Annotated in this window: 12 protein-coding genes; 2 read left to right on the forward strand and 10 right to left on the reverse strand. The window is 61.2% G+C overall.

Features of this window, described 5'->3' with window-relative positions; all coding sequences use genetic code 11:
* Positions 1-48 precede the first annotated feature (48 nt).
* Both ACILSO_RS14185 and ACILSO_RS14190 read right to left on the reverse strand, forming a co-directional pair.
* A complete protein-coding gene (locus tag ACILSO_RS14185) occupies positions 49-744 on the reverse strand; it encodes a family 16 glycoside hydrolase (RefSeq protein ID WP_395738081.1) in 696 nt (231 codons plus the stop codon).
* Positions 741-1,679, reverse strand: coding sequence for an alpha/beta hydrolase (locus ACILSO_RS14190; protein WP_395738082.1), 939 nt, complete (start codon positions 1,677-1,679; stop codon positions 741-743). Before ACILSO_RS14190 ends, ACILSO_RS14185 begins: the two co-directional genes overlap by 4 nt.
* Positions 1,680-1,812: 133 nt before the next feature.
* Between ACILSO_RS14190 and ACILSO_RS14195 the strand changes: the two genes are divergently transcribed.
* Both ACILSO_RS14195 and ACILSO_RS14200 read left to right on the forward strand, forming a co-directional pair.
* Positions 1,813-2,148, forward strand: coding sequence for a DUF433 domain-containing protein (locus tag ACILSO_RS14195; protein ID WP_395738083.1), 336 nt, complete (start codon positions 1,813-1,815; stop codon positions 2,146-2,148).
* A 2-nt stretch (positions 2,149-2,150) separates the two neighbouring features.
* Entirely contained in the window at positions 2,151-2,495 is a 345-nt protein-coding gene (locus ACILSO_RS14200; protein ID WP_395738084.1) for a DUF5615 family PIN-like protein, read from the forward strand.
* Between the two features lie 17 nt (positions 2,496-2,512).
* Here the strand turns inward: ACILSO_RS14200 and ACILSO_RS14205 are convergent, their stop codons facing one another.
* The 8 genes from ACILSO_RS14205 to ACILSO_RS14240 all read right to left on the reverse strand — a co-directional run bounded on the left by ACILSO_RS14205 (position 2,513) and on the right by ACILSO_RS14240 (position 14,383).
* Positions 2,513-4,507 carry an arylsulfatase gene (locus ACILSO_RS14205; RefSeq protein WP_395738085.1) on the reverse strand — a complete coding sequence of 665 codons (1,995 nt, stop codon included), beginning with the start codon at positions 4,505-4,507 and terminating at the stop codon, positions 2,513-2,515.
* A gap of 5 nt (positions 4,508-4,512) precedes the next feature.
* The gene (locus ACILSO_RS14210) at positions 4,513-6,159 is read right to left on the reverse strand and encodes a sulfatase-like hydrolase/transferase (protein ID WP_395738086.1); all 1,647 of its coding nucleotides are present in this window, start codon (positions 6,157-6,159) and stop codon (positions 4,513-4,515) included.
* Positions 6,160-6,171: 12 nt separating this feature from the next.
* Positions 6,172-7,230 (reverse strand): metallophosphoesterase, encoded by a 1,059-nt coding sequence (locus ACILSO_RS14215; protein WP_395738087.1) that lies wholly within the window; start codon positions 7,228-7,230, stop codon positions 6,172-6,174.
* A complete protein-coding gene (locus ACILSO_RS14220; RefSeq protein ID WP_395738088.1) occupies positions 7,227-8,777 on the reverse strand; it encodes a sulfatase in 1,551 nt (516 codons plus the stop codon). The genes ACILSO_RS14215 and ACILSO_RS14220 overlap by 4 nt, the downstream gene beginning before the upstream one ends.
* A gap of 27 nt (positions 8,778-8,804) precedes the next feature.
* Entirely contained in the window at positions 8,805-10,211 is a 1,407-nt protein-coding gene (locus ACILSO_RS14225; protein WP_395738089.1) for a sulfatase-like hydrolase/transferase, read from the reverse strand.
* Positions 10,212-10,414: 203 nt separating this feature from the next.
* Positions 10,415-11,887: an arylsulfatase gene (locus tag ACILSO_RS14230; RefSeq protein WP_395738090.1), complete on the reverse strand. Its 1,473-nt coding sequence runs from the start codon at positions 11,885-11,887 to the stop codon at positions 10,415-10,417.
* 17 nt (positions 11,888-11,904) lie between these two features.
* Positions 11,905-13,248: a sulfatase-like hydrolase/transferase gene (locus ACILSO_RS14235; protein WP_395738091.1), complete on the reverse strand. Its 1,344-nt coding sequence runs from the start codon at positions 13,246-13,248 to the stop codon at positions 11,905-11,907.
* Between the two features lie 61 nt (positions 13,249-13,309).
* A complete protein-coding gene (locus ACILSO_RS14240; protein WP_395738092.1) occupies positions 13,310-14,383 on the reverse strand; it encodes a heme A synthase in 1,074 nt (357 codons plus the stop codon).
* Between the last annotated feature and the right edge of the window lie 56 nt (positions 14,384-14,439).

Below are 14,439 nucleotides of genomic sequence, written 5' to 3' on the forward strand. Positions count from 1 at the left end.
CCGATGAAAACAGACATTCATTCTGTTTCTTGCTCACATATCACCGACTCACTTCAGCTTGGACACCTTCACGTCATCCACGTCGGCGGATTTGTTCACGGCGAGGGTGATCATGCGCTTGGTGGGGTGGGCGATGCCGGCGCTGGTGAAGGAGACGGCTTCCAGGTCGTCGATGCGGACGGTCATCTGATCGGCGACGATCTTGATGTTCATGGTGTGCCACTCGTTGGGCTTGAGGTCGAGCTTGAAGGTCCTGGTTTTGGATTTGAGCAGCGCGGCCAGTTCGGGGGATTTGTCTCCCTTCTCGCGGCGGGCGCGGATTTCATTGTCCATGCCGCCGGTTTTGGAGTCGGTGATGGTCACGGACTTGTTGGTGACGCGGGCGATGCAGAGGTGTCCGGCGTGCACTGTTTTGAGCTCGCGATCGACGAAATCGACACCGAGGTCATCGCCTTCGCCGAGGCGGAACTTGAGCTGCACGATGCCGTCTTGAAACTCGGCCGCATGGAAGATGGCGACGCCGTGGTCGGCCTCGGCGTGCTTGGTGACGTGCATGTGGCCGTCGATGAGATCGACCTGCTGGTGGCCTTTGGCGCGCCAGGCGCTGTTGCTGGTCCAGCCATTGCCGATGTCCTCCTTGCCGGGTGTGGCTTCATCACGAGAGAAGTCGTCGGAGAAGAGCGGGGTGATGAAGTCGGCGTGGAGTGGGAGGGCGAGGGAGAGAAAGAGGAGGAGGTGTTTCATGGCTGGAGGTAGTGAAGCGGGACCTGGTTGAGCTTGAGTGATTCGATGTGGAAATCGAACCACGTCGATTTGCGGCCGTCGATCATCTTCTTCTGATTGTGATCCAGGCCTTCGACTTCGAAGTAGCTGTGCTGGACGCCCGCCTGAGTGAGCGCCTGGTGATACTGACGCACGGTGACGAGGTGGTCGGGGTCCGCCGTGCCGCAGGCAACCTGGATGCGCAGGCCTGCTTTGATGTCGGGCAGATTTTTGGCGAGGTTGAGGAAGGCATCGTTGGCTCTGAGACGTTCGGGATCGTCTCCGAGGTAGGGATTGGGCAGATTGGAGGCATCGGAGACATGATAGACATTGCCGCTTTGATTGAAGAGGGAGGCAAACATCTGCGGGAACTTCATGGCGAGATTGGTGGAACCGCGCCCGCCCATGCTGAAGCCTTCGATGCAGCGAGCCTTGCGCTCGGCGATGGTGCGATAAGCTGCATCGATATGCGGAATGAGCTCCTTGATCATCATCGTCTCCGCCATGAAGCGGCCGTCTGCAGAATCCTGGTACATGGTGGAGCGCCCGCCATTGGGGAAGACCATGATGATCTCCGGCAGCCGGCCAGCCACGATGCCCTCGTGCAGCACGCTGGCGGAATACACGCTGCGCACCTCATTGCCACCTGCGCCATGGAGATGGTAGATGACCGGATAACGCCGACCGGTGTCCTTGGCATACCCTGGCGGCAGGTAGATGCAGTAGCCCACCTCGTGCTGCATCGAGGTGCTGCGCAGGGTGTGGTGCGTGACGTTTGGCGGGAGCTCCGACACAGGCGAGGCCACCCACATGTCGTCGGTGTTTGCCTGGCTGGGCTTGGCCCGGCTCTTTGTCTGCTGGGCGGGGAGAGCTGAGCAGACAGTGAAGAACAGAAAGACGATGAAGAGGCGTGACATGCGGGAATGGGAACGTGGTGAAGCGACGGCTCTCTCAAAGCAGACCGGGGTTTTCAAAGTGTGGTGCGTGGAGGATGTGTGCTCCTCTGCAGACCGTTGACGTCCTGCGGGCGATGAGGCATCATTTCCGAAGATGACGACGACATTCGATCAAGCGCAGACCCTCGTGGCATCCATGCCACGGCAGGAGCGTGCCAAGCTGTTTGTCTGGATGGCTGCGGACATGGCAGACCAGCATCCGGGCATCGAGTTTGATCCGCGTGTCTGTGGTGGTTCGGCCAGGATCGCGGGCACCCGGATACCCGTGTGGTCCCTGGAATCCTGGAGGCGGCTCGGGGCCGATGAGGAGGAGATTCTGCGCAACTACCCCTCGCTCAAGCCATCCGATCTGATCAACGCATGGCGATATGTGGAGCGCCATCTTCACGAGATTAACCGCGAGATTGAAGAAAACGAGGCTGAAGAGTGACCATGGCACGGCTCTACGCGAACGAGAATTTTCCCGTCGAAGTGGTGCAGAGGCTGCGCACTCTGGGCCATGATGTTCTGACCACCCACGATGTGGGCAAGTCGAACCAAGGCATTGAAGATGATGCCGTGCTGCGTTTTGCCGTGGAGACAGGCCGCTGCATCATCACCCTTAACCGCAAGGACTTCATGCGTCTTCATCGCAACGATGCCAGCCATTCTGGCATCATCGTTTGTACCAAGAATCGTGACTATGCAGCCTTCGCCAGCAAGATTGACGCTGTGATTCAACAAGCAGGCGACCTAGCGGGGCAATTGCTTCGCGTGGTGCGCGGCCATGAGAGCTGATCATGAGCAGCTGAGAGTCATGGCCACTGCGCCAGCGTCTTGCCGTCTGCGCTTTTAAGCATGAGAGCTTCAATCTTCACCTCACCCTCTCCGCTGCAGGGGTCGAGGCGGAGGGCGTGGAGGGTTTTGGGTTCGTCGATGCGGAGGGTCATTTCGTGCCATTCACCGTCGTGCTGCACCACGAAGTTGAGGTGTCTGCCCTTGGGGAGAATCGCTTCGGCATCGGTGGTCCAGTAGAGCTCGGCGGGGCCGGAGGAGCGGCTCTGAATGCGGAAGGTGAGCGTGTAGGGGCCGGGGGAGGCGACGGGCAGCTTTTCAAAGGCAAGGCCGGGATCTTCACCGCTGCATTGGAGGATGAGCTGCTTTTCGGTGACTTTAAGCTGGGTGCCTTTGCGAGCGCGGGGAGGTGCGGCCTTGGCCTCGGTGTCGGATGCAGTGCTGCGTTTGTTTTTCTTCCTCTCCTTGCCGCTGCCGGGTGTGGCATCGAAGCGGGTCCACTGTGGATTGACCTGCGGCGTGGCTTCGGTGGCGACGGGTTTGTTTTCCTTGGCAGGCACCTGGAGGACATTGGCGGCCATGTCGTGCCACTGCTTGACCATGCGCTGGACGATGTCCGGATGCTGTGCGGCCACATTGTGGAGTTCGGTGCGGTCGGTGGAGATGTGATAGAGCTCCCAGGGGTGGCTCTGAAAGCTGACGAGCTTCCACTCGCCATCGCGCAGGCCGCGGTCGCTGGAATAGAGCAAGTGGATGGGCGGACGCGCAGCGAGCTCCCTGCCCGCGAGGATGGGAGCGAGTGAGATGCCCGCGAGGGGCGTGGGCTCGCGGCCGGGAAAGGTCTCCGGCACTTTGGCGCCGGTGATGTCTGCGAGTGTGGGAAGGACATCAACGAGATGCGCGGGGGTGTCGATGACAGCGCCGGGCTTCTGCTTCAAACCTGCGGGCCAGTGCATGATGGCGGGGGAGGAGATGCCGCCCTCAAACTGGTTCTGCTTGTAGTAGCGGAAGGGTGAGTTGCGCGCCCAGGCCCAGCCGGTGCTGTCGCTCCAGTGGGACTGAGGATCGTAGGGCTGGACCTCTGGCGTGGGATGAGCGCGGTCATAGGGACAGGCGCCGTTGTCGGAAAAGAAGAGGATGAGCGTGTGGTCGAGTTCGCCTGCTTTTTCGATGTTGGCAATGAGGCGGCCCATTTCCTGGTCGATGCGGTCGATCAAGGCTGCATACGCGGCCATGCGGCGGGACTCCCATGTGCGCTGCTCGGGTGTGAGCTGATCCCATGCGCGCACATGATCGGGACGCGGACACTCTTCCAAACTGGTGGGCAGCAGGCCGAGCTGCTTCTGCTTTGACACACGGGCGGCGCGAATGGTGTCCCAGCCGGCATCGTAGCGGCCGAGGTACTTTTTATAATCCTGCTCAAGCGGCTGCAGCGGCGAGTGCGGGGCATTGAAAGCGACATACTGGAACCAGGGCTTCTTTGCGGTGCGTGCCTCGCTGATGAACTCGATGGCGCGGTCCACATTGGCGGTGGTGGTGTAAAAGCCCTTGTCGGGCACGGTCCACTTTTCGCCATTCAGGCGGAAGGTGCCGTCTCCGCGATAGTAGTTTGTAGCACCAGAGAGATGACCAAAGTAGCGCTGAAAGCCGAAGCTGGTGGGCTCTTGGGAGAGATGCCACTTGCCGGTCATGGCGGTGAAGTAGCCCGCAGGGGCGAGCACCTCCGGAATGATGACGGCGCGCTGGAGGCTCTCGTCTCCCGCCTGCCTGCACCAGCGCCCGCTGAGCAGGCTGACGCGAGAGGAGTGGCATTTGGCGGTGTTGTAAAACTGCGAAAACCGCACGCCATTGGCTGCCAGCCGGTCCATGGTCGGTGTCTCGATCTCGCTGCCATAGCAGCCGAGATCGGAGAAGCCCATGTCATCCACAAGAACGAGGAGGATGTTGGGTTTGTCAGCGGCCTGGATCGAAGCGCCGAGGACACAGAACAGTGCGGAGAGGAGCAGCCTTCTCATGAAGATTATTTATTCGGAGGATTGGGGACGGTGCCGGCGGTGTATTCGGCTTGATCGATGGTGCCGCTGCCGTCCACGTCGCGGGCTTTGAACCAGGCGGCGGCATCGGCGGGGGCGCGTTTGGCGCTGAATTCTGCCGGGGTGAGCTTGCCGTCGTGGTCGGTGTCGAGGCGCTTGAACTGCTCGGCGCGGTTGGGATTGTTTTTGGCCTGCGCGTTGGCTTTGCCTTTGGGTCTGGCGTCGCCGGCGATGGGGAGCGGGAGGTAGTCGAAGTCGAGGATCATCTTCTTTTGCAGCGCGGTCTTGAGCTCCAGCGTGGCAGCTTCCAGGCCTTTCTGGCCGTAGAGATTGTGCAGCTCGCTGGGGTCTTCTTGGAGGTCGTAGAGCTCATAGACGGGGCGCGGGCTGGTGAACCAGACTGTTTCAAACTCGGAGGCCAGAGTCTTGTCCTCGTGCGCCTTGGTGATGTCCTTCCAGCTGGGATCGCCGCCGCTGTCCACGGGGGTGTAGCGGAGGTTGGGCGTGACGTTGTAGATGAGCTTGTAGCGGGCGCTGCGGACGCAGCGGCTGTAGTCCACGCCGCTGGCGGTGGTGCCTTCATTGAAGGTGGCGCTGCCGTGGGGGCCGCGCTCGGCGAAGATGTGCTGGCGCTCTTTTTCAAACTTGGCGCCTTTGAGCAGCGGGAGGAAGCTGACGCCGCTCATGCGCTCGGGCACGGGCAGGCCGGCGGCTTCAAGGCAGGTGGGGGCGATGTCCTCGCCGGAAATGAGCGCGCTGGAGTCGCCGCCGGGCTGGATGACACCGGGCCACCAGGCGAGCAGCGGGACGTTCAGGCCGGGATCGTGCAGGGAGCCTTTGCCGCTGGGGAAGGCCATGCCATTGTCTCCCATGAAAATGATGAGGGTGTTTTCCAAACCGGCGCGCTCCTTGATGAGGTCGAGCACGCGCTGGAAGTCGCCGTCGCAATGCTCGATCTCGCCTTCATAGGCGGAGAGGTCGCTGCGCACGCCGGGGAGGTCTGGCAGGAAGCCGGGCACTTTGAGCTTGGCGGGATCGGGCGGATTTTTGCCGGTGTTCCAGGCGTGGTGGGGATCGCTGAAGCCGACCCAGAGGAAATAGGGCTTGTCCTTGGGCTTCTGATCAAAGAACTCGTTGATCTTGGTGGGGAGGGTGTCCTGACCGCTGGCGTCCACGTAGTCGAAGCGGTCTTTGAAGGTGATCATGTGATGCTCATCAAACACCTGCGCGGAGGCTTCGGGGCCACGGCCTGAACCGTCGAGATGATGCGTGCGGCCGCAGCAGCCGACGAAGTAGCCGGCGTCCTTTTTGAGGATCTCGGGAAAGGTGATCTCATCGCGCGGCAGGGGCGAAGAGAAGCGCGTCATGCGGCAGGCGACTGGTGAGCGGCCGGTCATGATGGTGGCGCGCGAGGGGACGCACTGCGGCGCACCGGTGAACATGCGGCGGCACATGATGCCCTCAGCGGCAAAGCGATCGAGGTTGGGCGTCTTCATCTCCTCGCGCCCGTAGCAGTGGATGAAGGGGTAGCTGTGGTCGTCTGAGAGGACGAAGAGGATATTGGGTGCAGCGGCGTGTGCTGCAGGCAGCGCGAAGAGTGACGAGAGGGCGATGAGAAGAGCGCGGAGTTTCATGACGGAAGAAGCTTATTTCGCAGCAGGCTGCATGGGGTAGTCGAGCGTGAACTGATGCTGGTCGAGCTCGTGCACGTAGGGGGTGTCGGAGACGAGGACGTTGTTCACCACATCGTAGGTGAGGGCGTGGATGCGGTTCTCTGCGGGCACAAAGCGCAGGAGGCGCAGTGCAGGCTGGGAGAGGTAGTCGGTGAGCATGGAGGTGACGGGGTGGCCGTCGTCTGAAGGGGTGGTGAGCTTCAGCGCGGTGACGCGGCTCTGGTCTCCGCAGAAGATGAGGCGGAGGCTGGGGTGCTTGCGGAAGAGCTTGTCCCACATCTGCTCGGCGGTGTTTCCGCGCGCGCCGTGGATTTTGACCCAGCGCATGCGGCCTTTGGGATCGTGGATGAAGCCCTCCTCGGTCTTGGGCTTGTCGAGAATGCCGAGGTCCATGTGCGTGGTGATGAGCGCACGGCGTGAGGCGTTTTTGCTGAGGAGGTCGCCAGCCCAGGCGAGCACGTCATCAGGTGCATTGCACTCCAGGCTGAGGTGGATGAAGTCCATGCCGCCGGCGCTGAAGAGCTGGGCGCTGTTCACGTTGTTGGCGGAGACGTTTTGGTCTTTGCGCGTGTGGGTGTAGCTGCCGAGATACCAGGGGTAGTCTTTGAAGCTGGCGGCCGGGAAGTGCTCCTGAAACAGATGGGCGTCGCCCTTGGTGGTCATGTCGTGGTTTCCCACGGTGAGGCTGAAGGGGACCACGCCGCGCAGGGTGTCGAGGTGCTGCCTGGCCACGGCCCATTCGCTGGCGTTGTTTTTGTCCACGATGTCTCCGACGTGGCTGACGAAGACGATGTTTTGATCCTCGCGATGCGCAGCGATCCACTTCACCTGGGCCTCCAGGTTGCTGTTTGTCACAGGGTCGGTGCTGTCAGGCGTGGCCTTGCAGCCTTTGCCGGTGTAGGCCTGGGTGTCTGGAATGATGACGACGGTGAAGGCCGCCGCAGGCATGGGCGGCAGCGGCTGGGTGCCGGTGAGTTTTTTGGACGCGGCAAAGGCGGGGACGCAGAGGAAGAGACAGAGCAGGATCCTCATGGCAGCACGGGCTTGGGTTCGATGTCGGTGGGATTGATCCAACCGGCTTTCATGGGCTTGCCGCTCATGAATTTTTCATAGAAGCCGACGTTGCCGGGACTGGCATGTTTGTACTCATCGAAGATGGCACCCTGACCGGACATGCGAGGATCTCCCTGCTGGGAGAGCTCGGCGTGGAGCTGAGTTTTCAAGGCGGTGGCGCGGGGATCGGCAGGGAGATTATTGACGAAATCGGGGTCGGCTTTGAGATCGTAGAACTCGGCGCCGGGGCGCAGGCCGAAGCAGAGCTGCCAGAAGGGATCGGCGGGGTTTTTGCGATGGGCATCAATGATGAAGGTCTTGGTGGCGCCGGCATCGCAGTCCATGTAGCCGGTCTCGGGATTGCCGCCGGGCCAGCGGGTGGGCTCGAAGTTTTCGATGAAGACGCTGTCCTTCGTCACGATGGCGCGGATGGGGTAGCCCCAGTCGTGTGGGCGGCCGACGTCGGTGCGCTCCTTGCCGAGCAGCACGTGGTCACGCGCATGCGCGGGCTTGTTGGCAAACAAGTCGGTGAGGCTGCGGCCGGGGGACTCGGCCATGCCGGTGTCAGACCACTTCATGCCTGCGACCTCGATGAGGGTGGGAGCGAGATCGACGAAGCTCACGAAATCCGCCAGCGTGCGGCCGGGCTGGAGGATGCCTTTTTTCCACATCATGGCCAGGGGCACGTGATTGGCCTGCACGTTTGCATTTCCCTTGCTGCGCGGGAAGGGCATGCCGTGGTCTGCGGTGACGATGATGAGGGTGTTTTCCAGCAGACCGCGTTTTTCGAGGTCGGCGATCATGCGGCCGAGGTGGCGGTCGAAGTGCTCGACCTCAAAGGCGTAGTCGAGCATGTCATTGCGGATGACGTCGTTGTCCGGCCAGTAGGCGGGCACGTGGTCGATGTCCGTGAGCTTTTTGCCGCCCTTGGCGACGCCGCTGCCAAACTCGTAGCCACGATGCGGCTCGACGCTGCCGTACCAGAAGCACCAGGGCTTGCCTGCGGGTGCGGCATCGAGGAAGTCGCTGAAGTTGGCGGCGTAGTCGCAGTTCAGGATCTCGGGTGTGGGGGCTTCGGCGCGGCGTTTGTTGTAGGGCTTGCCGGTCATCTGGCGCGGCTTGCCACTGGCATCGTTGGCCACGCCGGGGCCCCAGCCTTTGGTGGTGTAGCCGACGTTCCAGCCTTTCTCAGCAAGGGCCTCGCCCCAGCCTTTGAATTCGGGTGGGAAGTAGCAGATGTGGTTGGCCGCTTCTTTGAGCTGCCAGGAATTGCGCCCGGTGAGGATGCAGGCGCGTGAGGGGGCGCACTTGGCATTGGGCGTGTAGGCCTGACGGAAGAGCAGGCCTTCCTTGGCGACACGGTCAAAGCTGGGTGTCTTGACCCAGGGCGTGCCGTAGGCGCTGGCGTGCGGACCCCAGTCATCGGCGATGGCAAAGAGGATGTTGGGCGGCGGCTCAGCAGCGAAGGAAAATGGGGAGGCTGCAGAGGTGAGGAGACAGAGAGAAAGAGCAAGAAAACGTGGCATCCGGTGAGAACGATGAAACTTGATGTTTCATTCCTTAAACACCTTCTGCAGATCCACCTTGTCTCCCAGATCGGCGGAGAGCTTCACCAGCCGCTCATACATCTCCTTTTTCTTCGCGGCATGCTCGGGCTTCTCAGCTAGATCGTTCATCTCCTGCGGGTCTTCAGAGAGATGGTAGAGGCGTAGCGCTTTGGCTTTTGGATAGGCGATGAGCTTCCAGCCGTCGTGGGTGACGGCGCGCTGCAGCTGCAGATACGCACCATACACAGACTCGTAGCTGGACTGCTTCTGCGTGCCCTTCAGCAACGGCAGCAGGCTGTGAAAGAAGACATGTTTTGGCTTCTCAGCTTCCGCCAGATCCAGCGCGGTGGTCATGACATCCTGCAAGTAGATGGCGCTGTCGTTTTTCGCGCCCTTGTCCACACCGGGTCCGGCCACGATGAACGGCACGCGCACGCTGTGGTCGTACATGTTTTGCTTGCCGATGAGCCCGTGATGCCCCACCGCCAGGCCGTGGTCAGCAGTGAAAAAGATCCACGTGTTGTCCGCCAGCCCGCTCTGGTCCAGCGCATCCAGGATCTTGCCGATCTGCACGTCCAGGTGCGTGATCAGTGCATAGTACTCGCTGCGGTGCGTCTTCACGGCCAGCTCCGTGCGCGGCATGGGTGCGAGGTTTTCATCCCGCAGTTTGTGCGCGCAGCCCATGGCGTCCTTGTAGGGATATTCGGGAATGAAGTTCTGCGGCATCTGCATGCGGCTCAGCGGATACATGTCCTGGTATTCCTTCGGTGCCTGTCGTGGGTCATGCGGGGCATTGAAGGCGGCGTAGATGAAGAAGGGCTTCTGCTGCTGCCTGGCATCGGTGAAGAACTCCAGCGTGTGATCCCGCACCACCTCGCTCCAGTGCCTGCCGCCCTCCCAGTAGCCGCCGAGAGTCTTGTCATAAGGGCTCCAGGCATCCGTCTGGTTTTCGATGGGGCGGTTGTAGGCGGTGGGCACGGTCTTGGGCATGCCATCGCGCACGTCAGCGGCCACGTCGAAGCACTTGGCCGCGTTGGTCTGCAGGTGCCACTTGCCGGTGATGTAGGTCTTGTAGCCAGCCTTGTTCATGAGCTGGGGCCAGAGCACGCCGTTCTGGCGCTCCTTGTCCGTGGTGTTGTACACCGCGTCTGCGCTCCACACGCTGCGCCCGGTATTCAGCATGGTGCGGCTGGCCACGCAAACGGCGCCGCTCCATGAACCCATGTTATACGCCCGCGTGAAGGTGGTGCCGCGTGCCGACAGACGGTCCAGATGGGGCGTGTCGATGTCCGTGTGCCCAAAAGCTCGCACGGCCTCATAGGTGAAATCGTCGGCAAAGAGGAAAAGGACGTTTGGCTTCGCGGCGTGGAGCGTGACGGTGAGCAGGAGGAGTGTGGTGAAGCAACGGAGCATCACTTGTGAACGCTCCGGAGAGTGCTTTTTGTCAGGGGAAGACGGCAGCCAAAGAGCGCCCAGGTTTGGCACAGAGGGGCAATGAAGCGGAAGGCGCAGAGTCCTTTGTTTCAAGCTCTGCCACCTTTGCGCCTCCGCCTCTCTCCGCCAAAAATCGAATCTCCCATCGTTCCGCTGCTGCCTGCGTCAATGTCCAGCCGAACCTACTTCTGCCGCTTCTTCCTCCCGGTTTCATTCTTCCACAGCACGATGTCAGCAAAATCATTGGCAGAGTCGGGCCCCTCTGTGCTGCGGCCGCGTTCGATGTCCGCCTTCAGGAGATCAAGGAGCTGGTTCACAATCTCGGGCTTGGTCTCGAAGAGGTTCGTGGTCTCGCCGATGTCGTTCTGCATGTCGTAGAGCTGGCCTTTGGGCGAACCCGCCGGCATTTGCTTTTCAGTGGGCGAGGACCAGCCGCCAGATCCTTTGGCCAGCGCGAGCTTCCACGGCCCCTGACGATAGGCGAAATGGCCGCTGATGGAGTGATGAATGACGCCATGCCGCGTGGAGACAATGGGCCGCCCCTTCAGCGCGGGCATAAAGCTGACGCTGTCTTCACAACTGCCCGCAGGCACCGGACGCCCGACGATCTCCGCGGCAGTGGCAAAGAAATCGACAAGACAAAGAAGCTGACTGGAGGTGGTGCCTGCGGCGATTTGATCCGGCCAGCGCACGATGAAAGGAATGCGGTGTCCGCCGTCCCAGATGTCCGCTTTGGAACCGCGCATGTTCGCACTGACCCTATGGCCCTGCTTGGCAAGCTTGTCGATGCCCGCCGCCTTCGAGCAGCCGTTGTCGCTGGTGAAGATGACAAGCGTGTTTTTCGTCATGCCGTTGCGCTCCAGCGCCTCTGCCACCGCAACCGCGACGTCGTCGGTCTGCATGACGAAGTCGCCATAATCTCCCAGACCGCTTCTCCCCTGCCATTCAGGAGAGGGAACGATGGGCGTGTGCGGCGACCCGAGAGGCAGATAGAGAAAGAAGGGCTCTTGTTTGCCTTTGCGTGAGTCGATGAACTCCACGGCCTTGCGTCGCAGGCGCGGCAGCATGTGCACCACTGCATCGTGTTCGATGACAGTGTCATTCTCGATGACTGCCTCCATGTCGCGTGCGTGGTGAAAGCCGTGGTAGTAGTCAAAGCCGCGCGTGACCGGCCCGTCGGGAATTTTGGCTCCGACCGGCGGAGTGTTGAAGTCTTTGGCGCTGTAAGGTTTGCCGGTCTGGGGTTCGAGATATTCGAAATTGAGGTGCCACTTGCCGATGATGGCCGTGTGATAGCCCGCGCTCCGGAGGAAGCTGGCGACCGTGGGGCGGTCCTTCGTGATCAAGCTTGGTGCAAAGCCCTCCACCACGCCGTTTTGCAGCTTGGTCCGCCAGCTGTAGCGGCCGGTCATCAGGCCATAACGTGTGGGCGTGCAGACGGAGGAACCCGAGTGCGCGTCTGTGAAGGTCATTCCCTGCGCCGCCAGCCGGTCGATGCCAGGCGTGGGGATCTTCCCATGCGCGGAATTGAGGCAATGCACATCCCCATAGCCCAGGTCATCGCACATCAGAAAGATGATGTTGGGCCGCTGCTCCGCGGCGAATGCTGCATGTCCGAGCGCGTACAATGAGATGATGAGCAGAAGCGAGCGCATGAATTCGTGAGGTGAAGTTACTCGGCCTTATCCCTGCCCTTTTTCTTCTTTTCCTTTTTCTGCTTCGCATACTCGTCGAGTTCAGCCGGGCGGGCGTCTTTGAACTGATCGAGGGCCGTCTGCAGTTTGACTGCAGCCGTTGCGGCATCGCCCTTGAGGTCCGTCACCTGGAGCGGTGACTTCTCTTCCACATCGTGGTCGAGCTCAAAGAATTTGCCGGTGCTGTAGAGCTTGTAGTGATGATCAAAGGCCTGCTCCACAGCGCCGCGTGCACCCACATTTGCCATCTGGCTGTCGCGCAGCGGCACCCAGTAGCTGTAGATCCAGTCACGCGGGCTGCCTTTCTCGCCGCGCACCTGCGGAAGGAAGCTGCGCCCGTCCAGAGGCAGCGTTTTCGGTGGTGCGATGCCCGAGGCCTCGCAGATCGTGGGTAGAAAGTCTGTCATGTCCACAAGGTCAGTGCAGACGGTGCCGGGCTTCATCGTGCCGGGCCAGCTCACAATCAGAGGCACATGCATGCCTCCGCGCGTGGTGCTGCCTTTTTCGCCATTCTGCTCGCTGCCGTCGGCCAGGGTGGAGGTGGTGCCGCGGCCGGTGCCATTGTCTCCGGTGAAAAGGATGAGCGTGTTTTCGCGCAGGCCCAGCGTGGTCAGCTCCTGAGCCAGCGCGCCGACCAGCTTGTCCATGTAGGCCACCATGTCGGCAAAGTGCTGCTGGCCGCCTTTTTTATTTTTCACACTGGGCTGGCCGTAGTCTTTGCTGTCCGGCGTGGCCTCGTAGGGGCCATGGGTCAGAATCATCGGGTAATAAAGGAGGAAAGGTTTGCTGCGATTGCGCCGGATGAAATCGAACGCAAACGCCTGGCACACATCGGGGCCATACTGGCCTTCCATGGCCTGCAGTTTGTCGTTCACTACCAGACTCGCGTTCGCATAGCGCTTGCCATGATCGAGGTAAGCCCACAGGCAGTGCTCGTCGAAACCAAAGTGTTTGGGTCCGCCATCATTCTGGCCCAGCTGCCATTTCCCGGTGATGCAGGTGGCGTACCCGGCCTCGTGAAACAGATGCCCAAACGTGGTCTGCGATTTCTCCAGCAAACCAAAGCGTACGTAGTTCCTCACGTTCGACTGGCCCGTCATCATCTGCACCCTGGTGGGCGTGCAGTTTGGCTGCGCGTAGCACTGCTCAAAACGCACGCCTTCCCGCGCCATGCGGTCCAGATTCGGCGTGTGATAAGAGGTGCCCCCATTCGCGCCGACGCACTCGTAGCCAAGATCATCGACCAGGATGACAACGACGTTTGGCTGCGCGGCAGAAAGCGTGCCGCTGAGGAGACCGAGCAGGGCGATGAGTCGGAGCATCGCGTGAGAACGGGCGGAAGGAGGCGTTTTGTCAGCAAACAGTCGGCCACCCGTCTGCCCCTCACTCTTCCGCCTCGTCATCGCGCCGGCACAATTGGTCACCCCAGAAGGTGGCCACCAGCAGGCTGCTCAGCGCGAGCAGAGCCAGGCCATTGAGCACGTGGAAATTGGTGACCCAGAAGCTTTTTCCCGTCAGGATCACGAAGATGCCCAGCGCCACCTGCACCGTGGGCAGAAACAGCAGCCACGCGGCCACGAGCCGGATTTGCGGCAGTGTGACCAGCCAGCGACGTGCGCGCACCGCCACGAAGAGGATCAGCACAGCCACGGTAAAGCCCCAGTATTTGTGGGCAAAGAGGAGAAACACATCCTCGGGATGAAATGCAGGCAGCCACTGCCCCTTGGTGGTGAGGATGTCATTCGCCGCAAGATGCGTGCGCTGGGTATGGCGCAGGCAGGCACCCAGCGTGAGCTGGCCGAAGACCCCGAGGAACAAGGCCAGCGACCAAAAACGCGCCTTGCGTGCCTCCGTGAGCGGCAGCACCAGCCGGCCCTCCGTCCACGTGCGCGAGGACGCAAAGGCGATGAAGACCAGCACACAGTAAAAGATCTGGCCGAAGGTGCCGTGAATGATGCCAAAGGGATCGGACATTTCCTGCACCCGGGCCGCTCCCAAGGCAGCCTGGATCATCACCAGCATCACCGCCAGCGTGGTGAGTCCGCGCATGAGCGTCCAGCGTTTCCCGATCCACGTCATGGTCAGCCAGCCAAATCCCAGCAAGGCTACAAAAGCGGCGATGGAATAGACGCGCAGCTTGATCAGCACGAAGAATCCTATGCCGCAGAGCACGATGCCCACGCCTTCCACCAGCGACGGTTTGCACTTTGAAAACTGCCAGAAGTACATGCCGAGCACCAGCCAGCCAATGATCATGGCGATCCACCGGTGCCCATGCTCCAGCAGCAGTGCCGGCACTTTGTACCAGCCTTCAGGATTGATCTTGCCGTAGCACAGCGGCCAGTCGGGCACCGCGAGGCCCACGTCCTCCGTGGTCACGGCCGCGCCCCACCAGATCAGCACCACACCCACCGCGAGGGTCAGCAGGGAATAGCGATGAAATGCGCGGTCGTGCATGTGAGTCATTTCAGGAACGCGCCCCAAAAGCAGAAGGGCAAAATAATGAGGTCATT

Source organism: Prosthecobacter sp. (genome assembly GCF_044226605.1).
Classification (GTDB): domain Bacteria; phylum Verrucomicrobiota; class Verrucomicrobiia; order Verrucomicrobiales; family Verrucomicrobiaceae; genus Prosthecobacter.

What these genes read in the sequence shown, in the direction of transcription:
- ACILSO_RS14240 (WP_395738092.1), bottom strand. Translation starts at nt 14,383, where the DNA reads ATGCACGACCGCGCATTTCATCGCTATTCCCTGCTGACCCTCGCGGTG.
- ACILSO_RS14215 (WP_395738087.1), bottom strand. Translation starts at nt 7,230, where the DNA reads ATGAGGATCCTGCTCTGTCTCTTCCTCTGCGTCCCCGCCTTTGCCGCG.
- ACILSO_RS14195 (WP_395738083.1), top strand. Translation starts at nt 1,813, where the DNA reads ATGACGACGACATTCGATCAAGCGCAGACCCTCGTGGCATCCATGCCA.
- ACILSO_RS14230 (WP_395738090.1), bottom strand. Translation starts at nt 11,887, where the DNA reads ATGCGCTCGCTTCTGCTCATCATCTCATTGTACGCGCTCGGACATGCA.
- ACILSO_RS14220 (WP_395738088.1), bottom strand. Translation starts at nt 8,777, where the DNA reads ATGCCACGTTTTCTTGCTCTTTCTCTCTGTCTCCTCACCTCTGCAGCC.
- ACILSO_RS14235 (WP_395738091.1), bottom strand. Translation starts at nt 13,248, where the DNA reads ATGCTCCGACTCATCGCCCTGCTCGGTCTCCTCAGCGGCACGCTTTCT.
- ACILSO_RS14205 (WP_395738085.1), bottom strand. Translation starts at nt 4,507, where the DNA reads ATGAGAAGGCTGCTCCTCTCCGCACTGTTCTGTGTCCTCGGCGCTTCG.
- ACILSO_RS14190 (WP_395738082.1), bottom strand. Translation starts at nt 1,679, where the DNA reads ATGTCACGCCTCTTCATCGTCTTTCTGTTCTTCACTGTCTGCTCAGCT.
- ACILSO_RS14185 (WP_395738081.1), bottom strand. Translation starts at nt 744, where the DNA reads ATGAAACACCTCCTCCTCTTTCTCTCCCTCGCCCTCCCACTCCACGCC.
- ACILSO_RS14225 (WP_395738089.1), bottom strand. Translation starts at nt 10,211, where the DNA reads ATGCTCCGTTGCTTCACCACACTCCTCCTGCTCACCGTCACGCTCCAC.
- ACILSO_RS14210 (WP_395738086.1), bottom strand. Translation starts at nt 6,159, where the DNA reads ATGAAACTCCGCGCTCTTCTCATCGCCCTCTCGTCACTCTTCGCGCTG.
- ACILSO_RS14200 (WP_395738084.1), top strand. Translation starts at nt 2,151, where the DNA reads ATGGCACGGCTCTACGCGAACGAGAATTTTCCCGTCGAAGTGGTGCAG.